The sequence below is a fragment of the Vibrio sp. WZ-1 genome (assembly GCF_052037695.1).
In the GTDB taxonomy this organism is placed as follows: domain Bacteria; phylum Pseudomonadota; class Gammaproteobacteria; order Enterobacterales; family Vibrionaceae; genus Vibrio.
Window position 1 is genome coordinate 133,813 of sequence record NZ_JBQEQR010000080.1, and the last position, 17,410, is coordinate 151,222.

Consider the following 17,410-nt stretch of genomic DNA (forward strand, 5'->3'; position numbering starts at 1 on the left):
AAGCGGGTTTATTGTTTCTATCGGTCTTGGACACACGCTACCGAAGTAGCGCGTACATAATTACTTATTAATGATAGCGTTCAACGTTGCGCTTGGACGCATCAATGCTGATGCTAGAGTATCATCTAGAGAGTAGTAACCACCTAACTCACCTTTCACACCCTGAGCGTTGTTTAGCTCAGAAACAATCGCTTCTTCTTGCTCTAGCAACACTTTTGCTATTGGTGCAAATTCAGCTGCAAGATCGGCATCCACTGTTTGCTCAGCCAATGCTTTCGCCCAGTACGATGCCAAGTAGTAATGGCTACCGCGGTTATCTAACTCACCGACCTTACGAGACGGTGATTTGTTTTCATCGAGGAACTCACCTGTCGCTTTATCAAGTGCATCGGCGAGAACTTGAGCTTTTGCATTGCCAGTAACTGTACTTAAATGCTCTAGAGATGCAGCAAGTGCAAGGAACTCACCTAGAGAATCCCAACGTAGGTGGTTCTCTTTCTCTACCTGTTGAACGTGTTTAGGAGCTGAGCCGCCCGCTCCTGTTTCGAATAGGCCGCCACCATTCATAAGTGGAACGATAGACAGCATCTTCGCTGATGTACCTAGCTCTAAGATTGGGAACAAATCAGTTAGATAGTCACGAAGCACGTTACCTGTTACCGAGATCGTATCTAGACCTTCTTTAATACGTTCTAGAGAGAACTTACACGCATCAATTGGAGCTAGGATCTTGATCTCTAGGCCTGATGTATCATGATCTGGTAGGTACGCATTCACTTTTTTGATGAGTTCTGCATCATGTGCACGGTTTTCATCTAGCCAAAATACGGCAGGAACACCAGTCGCTCGAGCACGAGTGACTGCAAGTTTCACCCAATCTTGAATCGGAGCGTCTTTTACCTGACACATACGGAAGATGTCGCCCTCTTCTACTGCTTGCTCAAGAAGAACTGCGCCAGAAGCATCTACAACACGTACAGTACCTGCTGCATCTAGAATGAAGGTTTTATCGTGTGAACCGTATTCTTCAGCCTTCTGAGCCATTAAACCTACGTTCGGTACGCTACCCATTGTTGTTGGATCAAATGCGCCGTGCTCTTTACAGAAATCGATAACCGCTTGGTAAATACCCGCGTAGCTACGATCTGGGATCATTGCTTTGGTATCTTTCTGTTTACCATCTGGTCCCCACATTTGACCAGACGCACGAAGCATTGCTGGCATAGATGCATCAACGATAATATCGCTTGGTACATGTAGGTTAGTAATGCCGCGATCAGAATCCACCATGGCTAGTGCTGGTTGTGTTTCATATACCGCAAGAATAGTTGCTTCGATTTCTGCTTTTTGTTCAGCAGGTAGCGCTTCAATCTTCGCGTACACGTCCCCGATACCGTTGTTCACATCAACGCCTAGCTCTTCGAATAGCTTGCCGTATTTCGCGAATACGTCTTTGTAGTAAACCTTAACCGCGTGACCGAAGATAACCGGATCCGACACCTTCATCATGGTCGCTTTCATATGTAGAGAAAGCAGGACGTCTTGCTGTTTTGCTTCTGCAATTTCTTTTTCAAAGAACTCGACAAGCGCTTTCTTGTTCATTACCGAACAATCGATCACTTCTTTATCTTGCAGAGGAAAAGCCGCTTTTAGCTCTTTCACTGCACCATTCGCAGATACGAATTCAATTTTAACGTCAGTCGCACCAGAAACCGTTGTCGACTTTTCGCTACCGAAGAAATCGTTGTCAGTCATACTTGAAACGTGAGATTGAGAACCAGCTGACCACGCGCCCATTGAATGTGGGTTTTTCTTTGCATAGTTCTTCACTGAAAGAGGCGCACGACGGTCTGAGTTACCTTCACGTAGAACTGGGTTAACCGCACTACCTTTGATCTTGTCGTAAGTCGCTTTGATGGCTTTTTCTTCGTACGTACTCGGTTCTTCTGGGTAGTTTGGCAGCTCGTAGCCTTTTGCTTGTAGCTCTTTAATAGCGGCTTTTAACTGTGGGATGGACGCTGAAATATTTGGAAGCTTAATGATGTTTGCTTCCGGTGTTTTAGCCAACTCGCCAAGTTCTGCTAACGCGTCACCAATACGTTGCTCTTCTTTTAAATGCTCTGGGAAGTTAGCGATGATGCGACCCGCTAACGAAATATCACGTGTATCTACATTAATGCCAGACGATGCAGTGAACGATTGAATGATTGGTAGTAATGAATAGGTTGCTAACGCCGGGGCTTCATCAGTGATTGTGTAGATAATTGTAGGTTTTTCTGTAGGCATGAAATTTCCCTATTTTTTACTCAACTAAGCTGAACAACTCAGCAACTGAGTTCGTTGAATTGACGCATTGCTAAACGTTAGTAGTGCATTTCTCCTCACCAACGCGACATGCGGTTTGCACTCTTTTTTATAGTTTGAAGCTCTATGGCTCTCTATCCATGAGTGCACTTTGTGCCAAGTTTACTTTTATGCTGTGCTTATGTAGAAATACTGCCCTAAAAGCAACTTGGCTATATCATTAAACAAATAACACCAAATAGTCTATTATTCTGTGCGCTTTTGTTAGTTTTAGGCGCGCAAATGATAGCCGATCGGAAGAAAACTTAAAACTTTCAAACACAGTTCATTTACATTTTTGCAAGGTAGTTAACATGTCATCTCGCACGGGTCATGAGAAAGGTCGCCGCAGCAACCAATCTAAATCAAGCCATTTTAAACGCTCAAATAAGCCAAACTATTCGAATGGACCAGCTAAAAATAGGCCAGGCCGCACCACCCGCTCCTCAAAACCTGCGAAGCCACGGATTGCACCTGAAGATCGTAAAGTGATTATCTTCAACAAGCCATATGACACGTTAAGCCAGTTTACTGATGGGGATGGTCGCAAAACCCTAGCGGATTACATCCCAGTAAAAGACGTATACGCTGCAGGGCGATTAGATAGAGACAGTGAAGGTCTTATGGTGCTAACAAACGATGGCATCTTGCAGGCTAAGTTGACGCAGCCTCAATCAAAATCACCAAAAACTTATTGGGTACAAGTAGATGGTGCGCCTCAAGAAGAAGACTTAGAGAAGTTACGAAAGGGAGTTGAACTGAAAGACGGCATAACATTACCAGCAAAAGTTGAAGTGATGCCTGAACCAACGATCTGGGACAGAACCCCACCCGTTCGGTTTAGGGCAAATATCCCTACAACTTGGTTAGCCATTACCATCATTGAGGGTCGAAACCGTCAAATTAGGCGTATGACAGCGCATATCGGTTTCCCAACGCTGCGTTTAATTCGTTACTCAATGGGCGATATACAGCTTAATGATTTAACGCCCGGAGAGTGGAAAGAAATCAAGCTCTAGCTTTAAACATCAAAAAACATAAAAGCAGGCATTGGCCTGCTTTTTTAGTTTTTACTACCAGAAATAACGACTATTGTTGAGCGACCCACTTCTTAAATGTTTCTTTTTCTTGCGGAGTTGCTTTGTTATACATCGTTTTTAACAAATCGACCATTTGGCTGTCTTGAGCGGTGGATTCTTGGCTGCTCTTAATCTCATGAGCTTTAGGCTCTATTTCGCTTACCGCTTGTTGGTGTTGGTTAACCGTCACATAAGTAACCGCTACACTAGCAAGACCACCAGCAATATTATAATTACGAGCCTCTTGAGGGTAGTTACGACCGATTTGAACGCCATCAGATTCTAATACGTCTTCAACCAAATCAATTGGCTGCCCTTTAGAATCAAGCAACTGCCACGCCAAAGGCGAAATGCTTGTTTGTGCTTGGCGATAAGTTTTAAATTTAGGTAACTCGAACGTTAGCTCTTCACCTGTTGCATCGAATTTGGCAATGATGACGTCACCATAAACGCCTTTGATGTCATCACCGATTTCAAACTCTGGCTGATATTTGAAAACAATCTGGTTTGTTCCGTCCGGGATCTCCATCGTTTTCTCATCTGAAAATAAGCCGCCCTCTAACTTTGGCTTCTCCATATTTACAGACAATAATTTCACATCCTCAGGCACTACCAGAGTTGTCGCAGCGTACAAGTTTGCACTTGCAAACAAAGACAATACCATTGCTGCTTTGAGTGATAACTGCATAGACTTATATTCCTTATCTTCAATAAAAAAGACCCAGCACTAGGCTGGGTCTTACAATATCAAACTGGGTTTTGATTACCAGTAGAAACGTGCACCAACACCGAAGTCAGTCTTAGAATCTGTTGCCACAGTCGCTTTACCAGCTTCTAGCTTATCACCATCGAAGTTGTAGCCAGCTTCAGCGAATACGCGAGCCCATTTAGAGAACTTGTATTCAACACCAGCGTAGAACTTAGACTGGTCGCCGTCTTTCTTACCAGCTTTGTCAGAAGAAGATGCTACTAGCTCGTAACCAGAGTAAAGAGTTGTTTTAGGAGCAACTGCGAACATACCTGCTAGAGATAGACCGTGAGAGTCGATTGTTTCGCTTGCAGCTTTGTCGTCGTTCTCGTTGTAGTAGTAAGTCGCACCTAGAGTGTGTTCACCTAGAGCGTACTCAGCAGTTACTTCGAAAGATAGGTTTTCGCTGTTGTTACCTTTTTTAGCGATCTTGTTCTCAGAAGATAGAACGCCCGCGTGCATAGATAGGTCACCGAAAGACTTACCTACAAATACTTCGCGAACTTCTTCGTTCTTGTCGTTCTCACCAAGAGCGTAACCCGCTTTTAGCCAGAATGCATCGTTTTCGAATGCGTATTTGATTTGAGAAGAGTTGTTCCAAGCGTGTCCGTAAAGAAGTGCAGAGCCGCCGAAGAAGTATGAGTAATCAGCACCGTAAACGTCATCCGCGAAAGTACCTTCTTTACCAAAGCGGATAGTACCCATTTCACCCATGTCAAAGCCGATGATGTGACGACGAACGTATACTGTATCGTCTGTACGTTCGCTTGAGTTTTCTTCAGCGCCGTAGTTGTCACCTAGACCTACACCTAGTTCAACTTCACCTAGAACTTTTAGGCTGTCGTTTACAACGTAAACGCCGTTAACACCCATACGTGAAGAGCTAGTGTTTAGCTCAGCGGTGTGATCTGTTTTGTCTAGGAACAGAAGAGTTGGACGTAGTTGACCGTAAAAATCTACAGAACCACCTTCTGCTTTGTATACTTCTGCTGCATTTACTGAAGTTGCAGACGCAACTACAGCTAGAGCTAATAGAGTCTTTTTCATAATTAATCCACTGCCTTTTCTTAGTTTGGGATATCCTTGTCCGATTCCCTTTTTTATATTTTTGAAACCGCTTGTTATCGAAACGTAACAATGATTGGTCTGCAAAATCTGGGCACTAGAGTGCAAAAGATTATTCTGCCTGTCAAATTTTCTAAAAATTCATATCAAAAAACAAAAATAACCTTAATAAACAATGATTTGACATTTTACATTTAAATTATTCGATGAACTTCTAAACAATCGACTTGATTTTTATTAATTTATAACCTCATTAATAATCAGCAAAAATAACTACAAAGAAAGAAAAAAAAGATTACATTTAGAATTAAAAACTATGAATATGGTATTTTTGAAGCTTTATATATTTTACACCATGAAATTATTTTCATTTAAATTAGGTTCAATATTTTTTTGTGAACAAGATCTACATTCCATACAAAAGCATTCAATTTTGTGAACTACTGTACAGCTAGTGAAGTGTGCTACTATGCGCCACCAACGCATTTGAGGCCCGTATGCTAACCAGTAACATTCAAAAATCGATTAGAACCAGCTATCAGAACTTACAAGCTCAACTGGACAACTTTGTTCCACGTCGAGCACAAAATTACCTGGTTGCTGAGATTGCAAAAACGCTATGCGGGCAGTACCACAAGTCAAATCGTATGCTGATTGCTGAAGCTGGTACAGGGATCGGAAAATCTTTATCTTACTTAATGGCTGCAATCCCCGTTGCGGTATATAACAACCGTAAAGTTGTGATATCGACAGCTACTGTTGCTTTACAAGAGCAGTTGGTAAACAAGGACTTGCCCCTTTTCCGTCGTATTACAGACCGAGAGTTTTCCTTTATTTTGGCTAAAGGACGCCAACGCTACTGCTGTGCAGAGAAGCTTGCTACCGCTAGCGGTGTTGATGGCGGTCAGCTCGCGATGTTTGAGACAAAACCAAAAAAGAAAGATATCGAGCTTCTAGAGACCATGTACCGTTCTCTTGCTCAAGGTAAGTGGGATGGTGACCGTGATTCTTGGCCGAAACCAATTGATGACCATATATGGCAGCTTATCGTAAGTGATAAGCACAGCTGTAATAACAGCTTGCCAGCTCATCGCAACTGCCCTTTTCAGAAAGCTCGATCAGAGTTAGACAAGAATGACGTCATCATTGCGAACCATTCTTTAGTTATGGCGGATGCAGACTTAGGCGGTGGCGTGATTCTTCCTGAGCCAGAGAACACGATCTATGTATTTGATGAAGCCCATCACCTTCCACATGTTGCACGCGATCATGCATCTGCGTCTGCAAGTTTGAAAGGTGCAGCAGCTTGGCTAGAGAAGCTCAATCAATCGACCAGTAAGTTTTCATCTTTAGCAGACGAGAAACGTGTTGCGCGTTTTCGCAATGATTTGCAGGAATCGGTGCAAGAGCTCATCCCTGCACTGAGCCACCTAACCAAACAGTTCGACCCTGCACAGTTTGAAGAGAACATTTATCGCTTTGAACATGGTGAGCTGCCAGAGTGGTTAGAAAACCAATCTAAAGACCTCAAACAACTCAGTAAAAAAGCAAACCAAAGTGTAGCGAAGATCGCCGATCTTATTGCTGAAAGAGTTAAAGATGGTGAACTTTCATCACGACTGGCAGAACCAGCCCTCGCGGAATTAGGTTTTTACATTCAGCGCCTGGAAAACCTTGCGCAGGTGTGGAATCTGATGGCAGAGCCTACCCGTGACAAAGGAGCCCCTCTGGCTCGATGGCTGGAAAAACACCCAGACCGAGAAGGCGATTACATTGTGAGTGTATCTCCGCTAGAAATTGGCTGGCAACTCGATCAACAAATTTGGAGCCGCTGTATTGGTGCAGTCCTCGTCTCTGCGACAATGCGCGCGCTAAACTCGTTCAATTATTTCTGTCATCAAGTTGGTGTCGATGCGAAACCTGAGTCAGGCACTCAGTTCTTAGCATTGGCTTCTCCGTTTGACTATCAAAACCAAGCCGAGCTTTTGATTCCAGCAATGAGGTACGAACCTCAAGCACCGCAATTTACCGAATATCTTATTGAAATTTTGCCTAAGTATTTAGAAGACAACAAAGCAAACTTAGTATTATTCTCCTCTTATTGGCAAATGAACCAAGTGGCGGATGCGTTAAGTTCAGACTTCATAAAACGAGGCTGGGCACTACAAGTTCAAGGCGAAAGTTCACGCGCAGAAATTCTAAAAAAACATAAAAAGCTCGTAGATCAGCAGAAAACCAGCATTCTTTTTGGTACAGGAAGCTTCTCGGAAGGTCTTGATTTACCGGGAGAGTTACTAGAAAACCTCATCATCACTAAGATTCCATTTGGTGTGCCTACTTCTCCGGTAGAGCAGGCACACTCGGAATACATAGAAAAGAAAGGAGGGAATCCGTTTATGCAGATCACCGTGCCTGATGCGAGCAAAAAGCTGATTCAAAGTGTCGGTCGTTTACTGCGCAAAGAACGTGATTCTGGTAGAGTGACCATCCTTGATAGACGCTTAGTAACAAAACGCTACGGGCAAGCTTTAATTGACTCGCTTCCGCCGTTTAAACGCAAGATCGAATATTAGAAGAATAACTATTTATGGAAATGATTGAGCCAACCATGCTGTTGGTGTTGGCGCTCGTCGCTTTTGTTGCTGGATTTATTGATGCCGTAGCCGGTGGTGGTGGTATGCTTACTGTGCCCGCTTTGCTATCACTAGGCCTCCCGCCTCACATCGCATTGGGCACTAACAAGTTAGCCGCATCATTTGCTTCTTCCACTGCCGCATTTACTTACTACAAGAAGCGCTTGTTCAAGCCACAGTGTTGGGGACGAGCGTTTGTAGCAACACTCATCGGTGCAACATTAGGAACTCTGTTTGTCGATGCGATTAGTACAGAATGGTTAGAGAAGGTTTTACCTCTTATTATTCTTGCGGCCGCTATGTATACCGTGTTCCATAAAACGCCTCAGCCTACACATCAAAGTCCAACTCCTGAACCCTGCCCAATGCTTCATAAAAAGCAATATATGCAAGGTTTTACAATCGGGTTCTATGATGGTCTCGCCGGTCCGGGAACTGGTGCTTTTTGGACAGTAAGCTCGATGGCACTTTATCGATTGAACATCTTGCTTGCGTCAGGCCTAGCAAAAGCAATGAACTTCACCAGCAACTTTACTTCTCTCATCACTTTTGCTGTTTTAGGTCATATCAACTGGGTGCTAGGCTTAACCATGGGAGTCTGTTTAATGGCTGGCGCTTTTGTTGGCGCACATTCCGCTATTCGGTTTGGCTCCAAATTCATTCGCCCAGTGTTTGTCACTGTGGTCAGTGTGTTGGCGATAAAACTTGCCTATGACGCGTGGTTTGTGGGATTAACATGAACATTAAGCAACTTTCTGAAAGCTTAGAACAGATGTCTAACCAAGCAGCGGCACTTGATCGCCAACGCGGTGAACATCATGTCCCTCTCTTTGATGAACGTTTGTTCCACTGCCGTTCTCGGTTATTGGTTCCTTGTGTTAAAGAAGCAACTGCAACACTTGATTCTATTGTCCGTGAACAGAAAGAAGAAAAGCTCACAGCACTTCGTGCAGAGTACCTGACCGAAAGACTTGTCGCTCAAATAACAGCTATTCAACGCGAAATTTCTACGACCAAAATCCGTAAAGGTGAAATCAAACACAGCAGCCATTTCAGAAAACCAATTAACGTTCTCTACCAAGAACTGGCTCAGCACCAAGAATGGGCTCGTCGTTTACGCGAAATGGTATTAGAAAAAGAACGGGCCGTCGAAATGGCACCAAGCTTTGCAAGGGCTGAAGCTCAGAAAGTCCTATTAGCAACAGAACAACGACTACAACGTTGCGAAGCTGCACTTCTTAAATTGGAAAACCAAATTACTCATAGGGAAAAAAACCAGTAATGCCTGAACAACCAAAATCCCCTCTTGATGACGCGCCAGCAGAGATCAAACTCGCTGTCGATTTGATTTACCTGCTAGAAACCAACGAGATCGATCCTGAGACTGCACTTAAAGCGCTAAAGATCGTGCAAAGTGATCTAGAGAACAAACTTAAGGCACAGTAGCAACTCGCCATTTAACCATATCTTTCTACTCTATTCCCTTACATGAGAACCATTTGCACCTTCCTTTTGCAATGGTAACATCATACGCAAACACGCCCCCTTGAGAAGGATAAAAAATGAAAGTAATTAGCTTTAACATCAATGGACTTCGTGCGCGTCTGCATCAACTCCAAGCGCTTATCGACAAACACCAACCAGATGTGATTGGTCTTCAAGAAATCAAAGTACACGACGAAGCATTCCCTATCGAAGATGTCGAAGCAATGGGATACAAAGTTTACTTTCACGGCCAAAAGGCCCACTACGGTGTGGCAATGCTCTGTAAACAAGAACCAATCAGCATTCAAAAAGGTTTCCCAACTGATAATGAAGAACACCAAAAGCGCATGATCATGGCGACATTTGAAGATGATAATGGTGAGAAGGTAACGGTTCTAAATGGTTACTTCCCTCAAGGCGATAACATTGCTCACGAAACCAAATACCCATATAAGCGTCAGTTCTACAAAGACTTGATGACTTACCTGAACGATCACCACACTAACGATGAACAACTGATTGTCATGGGTGACATTAACATCAGCCCTATTGACTCAGATATCGGCATTGGCGAACCAAACCGTAAACGTTGGTTGAAGACAGGTAAATGTTCTTTCCAACCAGAAGAACGTGAATGGTTGCAAACGTTATTAGATTGGGGCTTCGAGGATACTTTCCGCAACTTACACCCAGAAGTCGATGACCGTTTCTCGTGGTTTGATTACCGCTCACGTGGTTTCGATGACAACCGAGGGCTTCGCATTGACGTTATCCTGGCAACACCATCGCTAGCGCAAAAATGTGTTGAGTCGGACATTGACTACGAACTACGTGGTATTGAAAAACCTTCTGACCACGCCCCAATTTGGTCGACTTTCAAATAGCCGAATCACTTTCCCAAATACCAAAAGAGCGCCAACCGGCGCTCTTTCTTTTCGTTCGCAATCAAGATCAGGTGACTGAAGATTTAGCTTAATGGCCTTAGATATGCTAAGAAGCGCTTCTCTGCCATTTTAAAGCACCACAAAATGATGAAGGTCAGTGCCATATAGAACAGCCCCGCCGTTAGGAATGACTCAAATGGCGCATAGTAACGAGAGTTCACCAAACGAGCCGCCCCTGTAAGATCCATAATGGTGATAATACCGGCAACCGCACTGCCATGGAGCATGAAGATGACTTCGTTGGAGTACGCTGGTAATGCGCGACGCAAAGCACTTGGCAAAATAATACGACGATAAGTCATAAACTTGCTCATACCGTATGCTTTAGCTGCCTCGACTTCACCTTTAGGCAAGCCATTGATAGCCCCGCGAATAATTTCCGCTGTGTAAGCAGATGTATTCAATACGAAAGCCACCAGCGCACAGAACCACGCATTCTCCCAAAGAGTGTCTTTCACCGGGAAGAATTGGTCCATACCGTAGTAGATAAGGTAAAGCTGCACGAGCAAAGGTGTTCCACGGAAAAAGTAAATAAACGCCCATGATGGCAGGCTCAATGCATAGTTCGTACTATTGCGTGCTATCGCGAGAGGAATCGATACACATAGACCAATCACCAGCGCTAAAGCAACAAGCCATACTGTCGTCCACAATCCATCTAGGTAAACCGAAAAACTTTCAATGATCAATGAAAAATCCATGGCTTACCTCGCGTGAATACTGAATTTGCGTTCTACCAGCTTAAGCAAGCCTGTCGAAACACTAGTAAAGAACAAGAAGATGATCGCCACTGCCATATAAAAAGTGAATGGCATTTTGGTCGTACCTGCTGCTAATGAGCTCATTCGTACCATATCTTCCAAACCAATGATGGATACTAATGCCGTCGTTTTCAGTAGAACCAACCAGTTATTACCAAAACCGGGTAACGCATGTCGAATCATCTGAGGTAACAAGATTCTGTGAAACGACATTACCGGGCTCATGCCATAAGCTTTTGCCGCTTCTAGCTCGCCTTTATCCACGGCCATGATCGCACCACGGAACGTCTCAGCCATATAGGCACCAAAGATGAATCCAATGGTCAACACACCTGCGATAAACGGACTGACATCGATGTAGTCAGGTAAGTACGAAGTCCACTCATGATTTGGGTCACTTGCGGTAAACCACTCATTGAGTGTCTCATTGATAGAATAAAGGCTGTTATTTAATAGAATTTGACCACCAAAGAAGATCAACATCATCAGAACTAAGTCTGGTATGCCACGAATAATGGTGGTGTAAAGTGTCGCTATAGCCCTCGCCCACTTGTAAGGCGCCAGTTTTGCTAACGCACCAAGCATACCGAGAATCATGGCTAAAAGTAGTGAAAGTACAGCGACTTCTATGGTTACTAGAGCCCCTTTTAAGATCGAGGCTTCATATCCTTGTAGATCCAGCATAGGTGAGTTCCTAATCCCTAAACTCAAAAGATCGACCGTTGGCTACTTCTAGGAACAAGCCAACGGTCGCTTAGTTACAGCTTACTCGCCGTAAACATCGTAGTTGAAGTATTTACCTGCGATTTCTTGGTAAACACCTTTTTCACGTAGTGACAAGATAGCCGCATCTAGCTTTTTAGTTAGCTCTTTGTCTTGCTTACGAACCGCGATACCAAAGCCATCACCGAACCATTTAGGATCCGTTAGAGAAGGCCCAACAAACTCATACCCTTCGCCTCCTGCTTTATTTAGAACACCCTCTTCTAGTGCAGATGCATCACCAAGAACCGCAGCAACACGACCATTTGCAAGATCTAGGTATGCTTCATCAAATGAACCGTAACGAACAATATCAACTTTATCGCCGTAGTTGTCTGTCAAGTATTTGTCGTGTGTCGTTGCTCTTTGCACCGCAATCTTTTGACCATCAAGGTTATCAAAATCTAGATTTGCACCTTTCTTCGCGATGAATTTATTTGGTATCAATGCATATTTGCCTGTGAAGTCCACCTTCTTCTTACGTTCTTCAGTAATCGACATTGCCGCAATGATCGCATCATATTTACGAGCTAATAGAGAAGGAATGATACCATCCCAGTCTTGCGCAACAATCTTACACTTCACTTGCATTTCTTCACAAAGTGCATTTGCCATATCAACATCAAAACCTTTTAGGGAGCCATCCGTCTCTGTCCAACTAAACGGAGGGTATGCACCTTCAATACCGAAGCGAACTGTTTTCCATTCTTTTGCTTGAGCTAAACCGGATACCGCTGTCGCAGCAAGTGTTGCCGCCAATAACCACTTTTTCATTTCCATACTCCTGTGATCGTTATTTTGTATCGTTTTGTTTGTTGTGTTTACTCATGTGGCATGCGCCACTTTAGAAATATTAGTAAATTGATGAGATAAATTGCTGTAAGCGTTCTGAATCTGGATTAGTAAAGAGCTTAGCTGGATCCCCTTGTTCTTCCACTAAGCCTTGATGTAAAAACATCACATGGTTAGAGACATCACGCGCAAATGCCATTTCGTGGGTAACTACTAACATCGTTCTCCCTTCATCTGCCAAATCTCGCATGACCCCCAGCACTTCACCTACTAGTTCTGGGTCTAGTGCAGAGGTTGGCTCATCGAACAGCATAACTTCTGGATCAACCGCAAGTGCACGAGCAATAGCTGCGCGTTGTTGCTGGCCTCCGGAAAGGTGCCCTGGGTAATAATCTTTGCGCTCATAAAGCCCTACTTTCTTCAGAAGCAGTTCTGCATTTTCGATTGCTTGAACTTTAGGTACACCAAGTACATGAACTGGTGCTTCAATCACATTTTCTAGAACGGTTAAATGGGACCAAAGGTTGAAGCCTTGGAAGACCATGGCTAAGCGAGAGCGAATGCGTTGTACTTGTTTTTCGTTGGCAGGAACGGATTCCCCTGCTCGATTATTTTTCATCTGGATAAGCTCGCCGTTTACCCAAATTTCACCGGCAGTTGGCGTTTCAAGAAGGTTGATACATCTTAGGAAAGTACTCTTACCGGAACCAGAAGAACCAATAATAGAGATAACGTCCCCTTTATGTGCGGCAAGTGAAATACCCTTTAGTACTTCATTCTGGCCAAATGTTTTGTGCAGGTCTTTTATATCTAGCGCTGGTACATCATTCATTGCGCTTTACTCCCTGTGTAATGTCACTGCTTAGAGGGACTCCGCCCTCCTTATTTTGGAACAAATTATCACCACACAAAAAAACATGCAACAAATTATTAACCTAAATATTTAGAATAGATAGATACAACAATCAAATGAATATGCAATAATTAGCAATTTATTCTTTTTAACCTGAATAAATGACATAAAAAAGCCCCTCATAAGAGGGGCTGAATTTTGTAAAAATGTTAACACGCTACTTAATCAATACCATAAAGTCTGATTTCTGAGCGTTAGTATTAACCTTCTCTGAATCCACTTCGCTAATCACAAGGCCATCATGATCAACTTTTAAGTCGGTGACATCACCATGAGAGAAAAGAGAAACAAAGTCGTAACTATTTAGCTCTGCCTCTGCAGACTCCAATATAACAGTCTGTGAGTAATCACTCGCTGAAGAGACTTTCAAATCCTGCTTTACGCTGTCATCGAATGTGTAGTAATACAGTTCAGGAACAACGACATCACTTTCTAGAGTCGTAAAGATCTTGTGTGTTACTCGGTGTAACGATCCAGAGCTTGACTCAGAACGGTAAGCAACACGGCTAAAGCCTTTATCTTGGTCATTGAAAGCAAAATCAGTATCAATAGTTGAACCTCTCACCACATGCGACGTAGGCAGAGTATTTAGATTGTAGTAAGCGCTTGGATCAATTGAGATATCCCAATTTGCGTCCTGGTACATCTTTTGGTTCAGTGCAACTGTCCAACCATTAATCGGTTTTTCAGCTGAAACACTGTAAGTCCAAGTTTCGGTTCTAGGTTCAAGCGGGTGATAAAATTTTGTTGTAGTAATAGGAAGCTCTGCAACTTCGTAGCTGTAGTCACCAACAAGTACACTGATATCTAATGAGTCATATTTAAAAGACGTTGGGTTCAAGACAGAAGATGAACCATTCATACCCACCAAAGGCAATGGTGACTCATTGGACCAATCACGAATACCATACTGATGCAATTCTGTCTTCGCTGCATCTGCGTATTGCAGTACTACTGTCGACTCCATCTTCGGACCTACCGCTCGTACCTCCAATGAATCAATTGAATAGGTAGGCTTAGGCTCTTTCGCGACTTGAGATATGAAGTTGTATTCCAGACCACCAGCTTCTGTCGCTTCATACTTAAGGTCTGTGCGGTTAACAATGCTGAAGTTACTACTTTTAATACAAGAAGATACAGCTTCGCGATTCATCGAAAATGTAGAGTTTCTGAGTTTGTTATCCTTCAGAAACTCACGGCTGAAGCTATTTGCTGTAAATACAGTATTGGAAGCATCAAGTAGTTGGTATGTAAAGTAGCCGTCAACAGGGATGTCTTCTAGGACAAATTTCAAGGTTGTACCTGACGGATAGATAAAGTCGCCTTGGCGAACACCGTTCTTATCAGAATAAAAACCAACAACTTTATCCCCTGTTAGCTGTGTACTTACTGCAGGCTGATAAGTCAATACCTGGTTGATGTCATTGCCATCCAATCTTCGATCATAAACGGTACAGCCATCTTGTTGCGCAGTTACCTCATCAATAATATTTGGAGCCGAAAAGGTAAAAGTAAAAGTGGTTCTCGGTGCAGGGGTGCTACCACCACCACCGCCACCGCCGCCACATCCGACCATTAAACCTGAGATAATTGCCACAAGTGGCAGCACTTTAAGTTGTTTCATGTAATGTTCCTAAACTGAGCGGCAATGATTAGCCAAAAAAACGTCTCTAACCGATAACAAGCAAGAATGAAGCCAAAGTTACAATTAAACTTGTGACTTATCTCACCTGCTGTTTACTTACTTATCACTAGCAACGAAACCCTCTAATTTTATGCAACTTGTGTAATCAAATTACGGCAAAAAAACCAAGTCATTCGCATATCGGACACTTTCTGTAGTTTTCTTTCACATCTATTCTTAAAGTGATCTAAATCAATCACCCCAAAGGGCTATCTTGTTAGACTCCGACTCAATGCTGAGGAATTTTTTGTGCCTCAACACAACAGGTTATTAGCTATGCTTAGGCACGAGGTATGCGTGCAACAAAATCTAATAATAGCTAGCATAGGAAGTACCGCAGGATGCGGATTTTAAAATTCAATTCAGAATTAATAACTTTTTAAACATATGAGGAATCTATGTCAGACGCAGTAAATAAAGCGCACTCTGATTCAGATATTGAGACAAAGAGCTATAAAGAGCTTCATCGTCCATCTTCTGAGTTCGCAAGCCGTTCAGACTACCTAGACCACGAACTACAAATTATGAAGCCACGTCGATTTGGCTTGAACTTGCCAGGTCGTGACTTCCGCTTTGAGCTTGAAGACCTTGTTCCAGCACTTGCTGGTACTATCGGCATTATCGCAATGTACTCTGCGGTAATGATGTCTTGGGCTGAAGGTCTTACTGCAGCATGGGACCACGTCAACTTGGGCAAAGATTTTGCTATCGAAGTTGCACGTGTAGAAATGCTTATCCCTGCACTTCTTTTCTGTGTACTTGCTTCTGGTTTTATTAACCCTAAAGCCAACCTTGCAGGTAACCACGGTCCAATGATCCCTCTTATTGGTACCATCGCTCTAGCTGGTGCTCACCCTCTTGCATTGGCAATTCTAATCGGTGTATTCGGTCTTTTATTGAGCGCCTTGAAAGGCGGTTCAAAACTAGTGAACCTCACCTCAGAAGGCACGGCCGGTGGCTTGCTTATCTTCTTGGGTTTAACGGGTACTATGAGCCAGATTACTTCGATACAAGATTGGGCAGTTGGCCTACAATCTTCTACTGTTGAAGCTGGCAGCATGGGCTACGTTGGTCTTATTGTACTTGCAGTCACTATCGCGCTATACGCATTCCTTGCAAAAGTAAACAAACGTTGGTTAGCAATCCCAGTGTGTGCTTTCACCGGTCTTGCGATCGCACTAGTGCTAGGTGCTGGTTTCGATATTAAATTCGTAACTGAAACAGGTCTTCCTAACCTAAACCCGGTTTACTGGTGGGGCAGCACTGAAGAAGGTTGGATGCTAGGTCTTCCTAACATGGAACACTTCATCGCATCGCTACCATTTGCAATCCTTGCCGTGGCAATGTGGTCTCCTGACTTCCTAGGTCACCGTATCTTCCAAGAACTGAACTACCCTAAAAAGACTGAAAAAGTACTGATGGACGTTGATGACACGATGACTATGTGTTCTATCCGTCAGATGGTAGGTACAGCAGTAGGTGGTGGTAACATCACTTCATCTTGGGGTACTTACATGATTCCTGCAGCGATCGCAAAACGCCCTATCCCTGGCGGTGCTATCCTTCTAGGTCTTCTAGTTATGATCATCGCTATCCTTGGCTTCCCAATGGATATCGCGGTATGGCCACCAGTGATGCGTGTTGCTCTTCTAGTAGGTGTATCTCTACCGCTACTTGAAGCAGGTATGCAGATGGTAAAAGACTCAAAAGACTCTCAAGCGGCAGGTATCTGTATCTTCGGTTCAGCAGTTGTTAACCCTGTACTTGCTTGGGCGTTAACTATGTTACTAGACAACAATGGTCTAATCGGTGACAAAGAGCGTGCATCACGCCTATCATTCGTAGACAAGATTGTGATCCCTGTAGGCGTACTAGTTATCTGTTTGGTCGCTATGCTTGCAGTAGGTATGCTAGAAGGACAATATGGCATTAAAGCTTGGCTTTAATACCATTCTTTCAAAAATTGTGTGGGTAGCGCTTGTCGCTACCCCATTTTTATCGAGTTTTTTTAGTATTTATTGATTTAGTTTAAGGTTTGCAAAATTTTTTTAGTGTAGCCTTGAATTGTGGTTGGGAAGAACCCACATTAGTATCAGTGACAATATTTATAGTTTTATTACCCAAATCTTCTTATTTAAGACTATAAATATTGTTATTCATTAAGAGTGTACTGTTCTCCATGTAACAGTGGAGATAGCTGG

At 43.3% G+C, this 17,410-nt stretch carries 15 protein-coding genes; 7 read left to right on the forward strand and 8 right to left on the reverse strand.

What is annotated here, in order from left to right:
• Positions 1-60 precede the first annotated feature (60 nt).
• Positions 61-2,286 (reverse strand): NADP-dependent isocitrate dehydrogenase, encoded by a 2,226-nt coding sequence (locus ACTS60_RS17240; protein WP_440889252.1) that lies wholly within the window; start codon positions 2,284-2,286, stop codon positions 61-63.
• Positions 2,287-2,657: 371 nt separating this feature from the next.
• On the opposite strand from ACTS60_RS17240, the gene ACTS60_RS17245 reads away from it, so the two are divergent.
• Positions 2,658-3,362: a pseudouridine synthase gene (locus tag ACTS60_RS17245; RefSeq protein ID WP_440889253.1), complete on the forward strand. Its 705-nt coding sequence runs from the start codon at positions 2,658-2,660 to the stop codon at positions 3,360-3,362.
• Positions 3,363-3,432: 70 nt separating this feature from the next.
• Here the strand turns inward: ACTS60_RS17245 and ACTS60_RS17250 are convergent, their stop codons facing one another.
• Together ACTS60_RS17250 and ACTS60_RS17255 are read right to left on the reverse strand one after the other, a co-directional pair.
• Positions 3,433-4,110: a DUF2057 family protein gene (locus ACTS60_RS17250; protein ID WP_440889254.1), complete on the reverse strand. Its 678-nt coding sequence runs from the start codon at positions 4,108-4,110 to the stop codon at positions 3,433-3,435.
• Positions 4,111-4,185: 75 nt separating this feature from the next.
• The gene (locus ACTS60_RS17255) at positions 4,186-5,217 is read right to left on the reverse strand and encodes a porin (RefSeq protein ID WP_440889255.1); all 1,032 of its coding nucleotides are present in this window, start codon (positions 5,215-5,217) and stop codon (positions 4,186-4,188) included.
• Between the two features lie 515 nt (positions 5,218-5,732).
• On the opposite strand from ACTS60_RS17255, the gene dinG reads away from it, so the two are divergent.
• The 5 genes from dinG to xthA all read left to right on the forward strand — a co-directional run bounded on the left by dinG (position 5,733) and on the right by xthA (position 10,237).
• Complete coding sequence (dinG, locus tag ACTS60_RS17260) at positions 5,733-7,808, forward strand: ATP-dependent DNA helicase DinG (RefSeq protein WP_440889256.1); 2,076 nt, start codon at positions 5,733-5,735, stop codon at positions 7,806-7,808.
• A gap of 14 nt (positions 7,809-7,822) precedes the next feature.
• Positions 7,823-8,608, forward strand: coding sequence for a sulfite exporter TauE/SafE family protein (locus ACTS60_RS17265; RefSeq protein ID WP_440889257.1), 786 nt, complete (start codon positions 7,823-7,825; stop codon positions 8,606-8,608).
• Positions 8,605-9,150, forward strand: coding sequence for a primosomal replication protein (locus ACTS60_RS17270; RefSeq protein WP_182025699.1), 546 nt, complete (start codon positions 8,605-8,607; stop codon positions 9,148-9,150). The genes ACTS60_RS17265 and ACTS60_RS17270 overlap by 4 nt, the downstream gene beginning before the upstream one ends.
• Positions 9,150-9,314 carry a pleiotropic regulatory protein RsmS gene (gene rsmS, locus ACTS60_RS17275; RefSeq protein ID WP_038887825.1) on the forward strand — a complete coding sequence of 55 codons (165 nt, stop codon included), beginning with the start codon at positions 9,150-9,152 and terminating at the stop codon, positions 9,312-9,314. Before ACTS60_RS17270 ends, rsmS begins: the two co-directional genes overlap by 1 nt.
• Positions 9,315-9,430: 116 nt before the next feature.
• Positions 9,431-10,237 carry an exodeoxyribonuclease III gene (gene xthA / locus ACTS60_RS17280; RefSeq protein WP_440889258.1) on the forward strand — a complete coding sequence of 269 codons (807 nt, stop codon included), beginning with the start codon at positions 9,431-9,433 and terminating at the stop codon, positions 10,235-10,237.
• An 83-nt stretch (positions 10,238-10,320) separates the two neighbouring features.
• Here the strand turns inward: xthA and ACTS60_RS17285 are convergent, their stop codons facing one another.
• The 5 genes from ACTS60_RS17285 to ACTS60_RS17305 all read right to left on the reverse strand — a co-directional run bounded on the left by ACTS60_RS17285 (position 10,321) and on the right by ACTS60_RS17305 (position 15,149).
• Positions 10,321-10,998, reverse strand: coding sequence for an ABC transporter permease (locus ACTS60_RS17285; RefSeq protein ID WP_440889259.1), 678 nt, complete (start codon positions 10,996-10,998; stop codon positions 10,321-10,323).
• Between the two features lie 3 nt (positions 10,999-11,001).
• Positions 11,002-11,742, reverse strand: a complete 741-nt coding sequence (locus tag ACTS60_RS17290; protein WP_440889260.1) for an ABC transporter permease — start codon at positions 11,740-11,742, stop codon at positions 11,002-11,004.
• 81 nt (positions 11,743-11,823) lie between these two features.
• Positions 11,824-12,594 (reverse strand): ABC transporter substrate-binding protein, encoded by a 771-nt coding sequence (locus ACTS60_RS17295; protein ID WP_440889261.1) that lies wholly within the window; start codon positions 12,592-12,594, stop codon positions 11,824-11,826.
• Between the two features lie 79 nt (positions 12,595-12,673).
• Positions 12,674-13,444 carry an ABC transporter ATP-binding protein gene (locus tag ACTS60_RS17300; protein WP_208443921.1) on the reverse strand — a complete coding sequence of 257 codons (771 nt, stop codon included), beginning with the start codon at positions 13,442-13,444 and terminating at the stop codon, positions 12,674-12,676.
• A gap of 238 nt (positions 13,445-13,682) precedes the next feature.
• On the reverse strand, positions 13,683-15,149 hold the full coding sequence (locus tag ACTS60_RS17305; RefSeq protein ID WP_440889262.1) for a 54K polar flagellar sheath protein A: 1,467 nt from the start codon (positions 15,147-15,149) through the stop codon (positions 13,683-13,685).
• Positions 15,150-15,607: 458 nt separating this feature from the next.
• Between ACTS60_RS17305 and ACTS60_RS17310 the strand changes: the two genes are divergently transcribed.
• A complete protein-coding gene (locus ACTS60_RS17310; RefSeq protein ID WP_010447182.1) occupies positions 15,608-17,155 on the forward strand; it encodes a DUF3360 family protein in 1,548 nt (515 codons plus the stop codon).
• The last annotated feature ends 255 nt before the right edge of the window (positions 17,156-17,410 follow it).

What these genes read in the sequence shown, in the direction of transcription:
- xthA (WP_440889258.1), top strand. Translation starts at nt 9,431, where the DNA reads ATGAAAGTAATTAGCTTTAACATCAATGGACTTCGTGCGCGTCTGCAT.
- ACTS60_RS17300 (WP_208443921.1), bottom strand. Translation starts at nt 13,444, where the DNA reads ATGAATGATGTACCAGCGCTAGATATAAAAGACCTGCACAAAACATTT.
- ACTS60_RS17305 (WP_440889262.1), bottom strand. Translation starts at nt 15,149, where the DNA reads ATGAAACAACTTAAAGTGCTGCCACTTGTGGCAATTATCTCAGGTTTA.
- ACTS60_RS17255 (WP_440889255.1), bottom strand. Translation starts at nt 5,217, where the DNA reads ATGAAAAAGACTCTATTAGCTCTAGCTGTAGTTGCGTCTGCAACTTCA.
- ACTS60_RS17265 (WP_440889257.1), top strand. Translation starts at nt 7,823, where the DNA reads ATGGAAATGATTGAGCCAACCATGCTGTTGGTGTTGGCGCTCGTCGCT.
- ACTS60_RS17270 (WP_182025699.1), top strand. Translation starts at nt 8,605, where the DNA reads ATGAACATTAAGCAACTTTCTGAAAGCTTAGAACAGATGTCTAACCAA.
- ACTS60_RS17310 (WP_010447182.1), top strand. Translation starts at nt 15,608, where the DNA reads ATGTCAGACGCAGTAAATAAAGCGCACTCTGATTCAGATATTGAGACA.
- ACTS60_RS17245 (WP_440889253.1), top strand. Translation starts at nt 2,658, where the DNA reads ATGTCATCTCGCACGGGTCATGAGAAAGGTCGCCGCAGCAACCAATCT.
- ACTS60_RS17250 (WP_440889254.1), bottom strand. Translation starts at nt 4,110, where the DNA reads ATGCAGTTATCACTCAAAGCAGCAATGGTATTGTCTTTGTTTGCAAGT.
- rsmS (WP_038887825.1), top strand. Translation starts at nt 9,150, where the DNA reads ATGCCTGAACAACCAAAATCCCCTCTTGATGACGCGCCAGCAGAGATC.
- ACTS60_RS17285 (WP_440889259.1), bottom strand. Translation starts at nt 10,998, where the DNA reads ATGGATTTTTCATTGATCATTGAAAGTTTTTCGGTTTACCTAGATGGA.
- ACTS60_RS17295 (WP_440889261.1), bottom strand. Translation starts at nt 12,594, where the DNA reads ATGAAAAAGTGGTTATTGGCGGCAACACTTGCTGCGACAGCGGTATCC.
- dinG (WP_440889256.1), top strand. Translation starts at nt 5,733, where the DNA reads ATGCTAACCAGTAACATTCAAAAATCGATTAGAACCAGCTATCAGAAC.
- ACTS60_RS17290 (WP_440889260.1), bottom strand. Translation starts at nt 11,742, where the DNA reads ATGCTGGATCTACAAGGATATGAAGCCTCGATCTTAAAAGGGGCTCTA.
- ACTS60_RS17240 (WP_440889252.1), bottom strand. Translation starts at nt 2,286, where the DNA reads ATGCCTACAGAAAAACCTACAATTATCTACACAATCACTGATGAAGCC.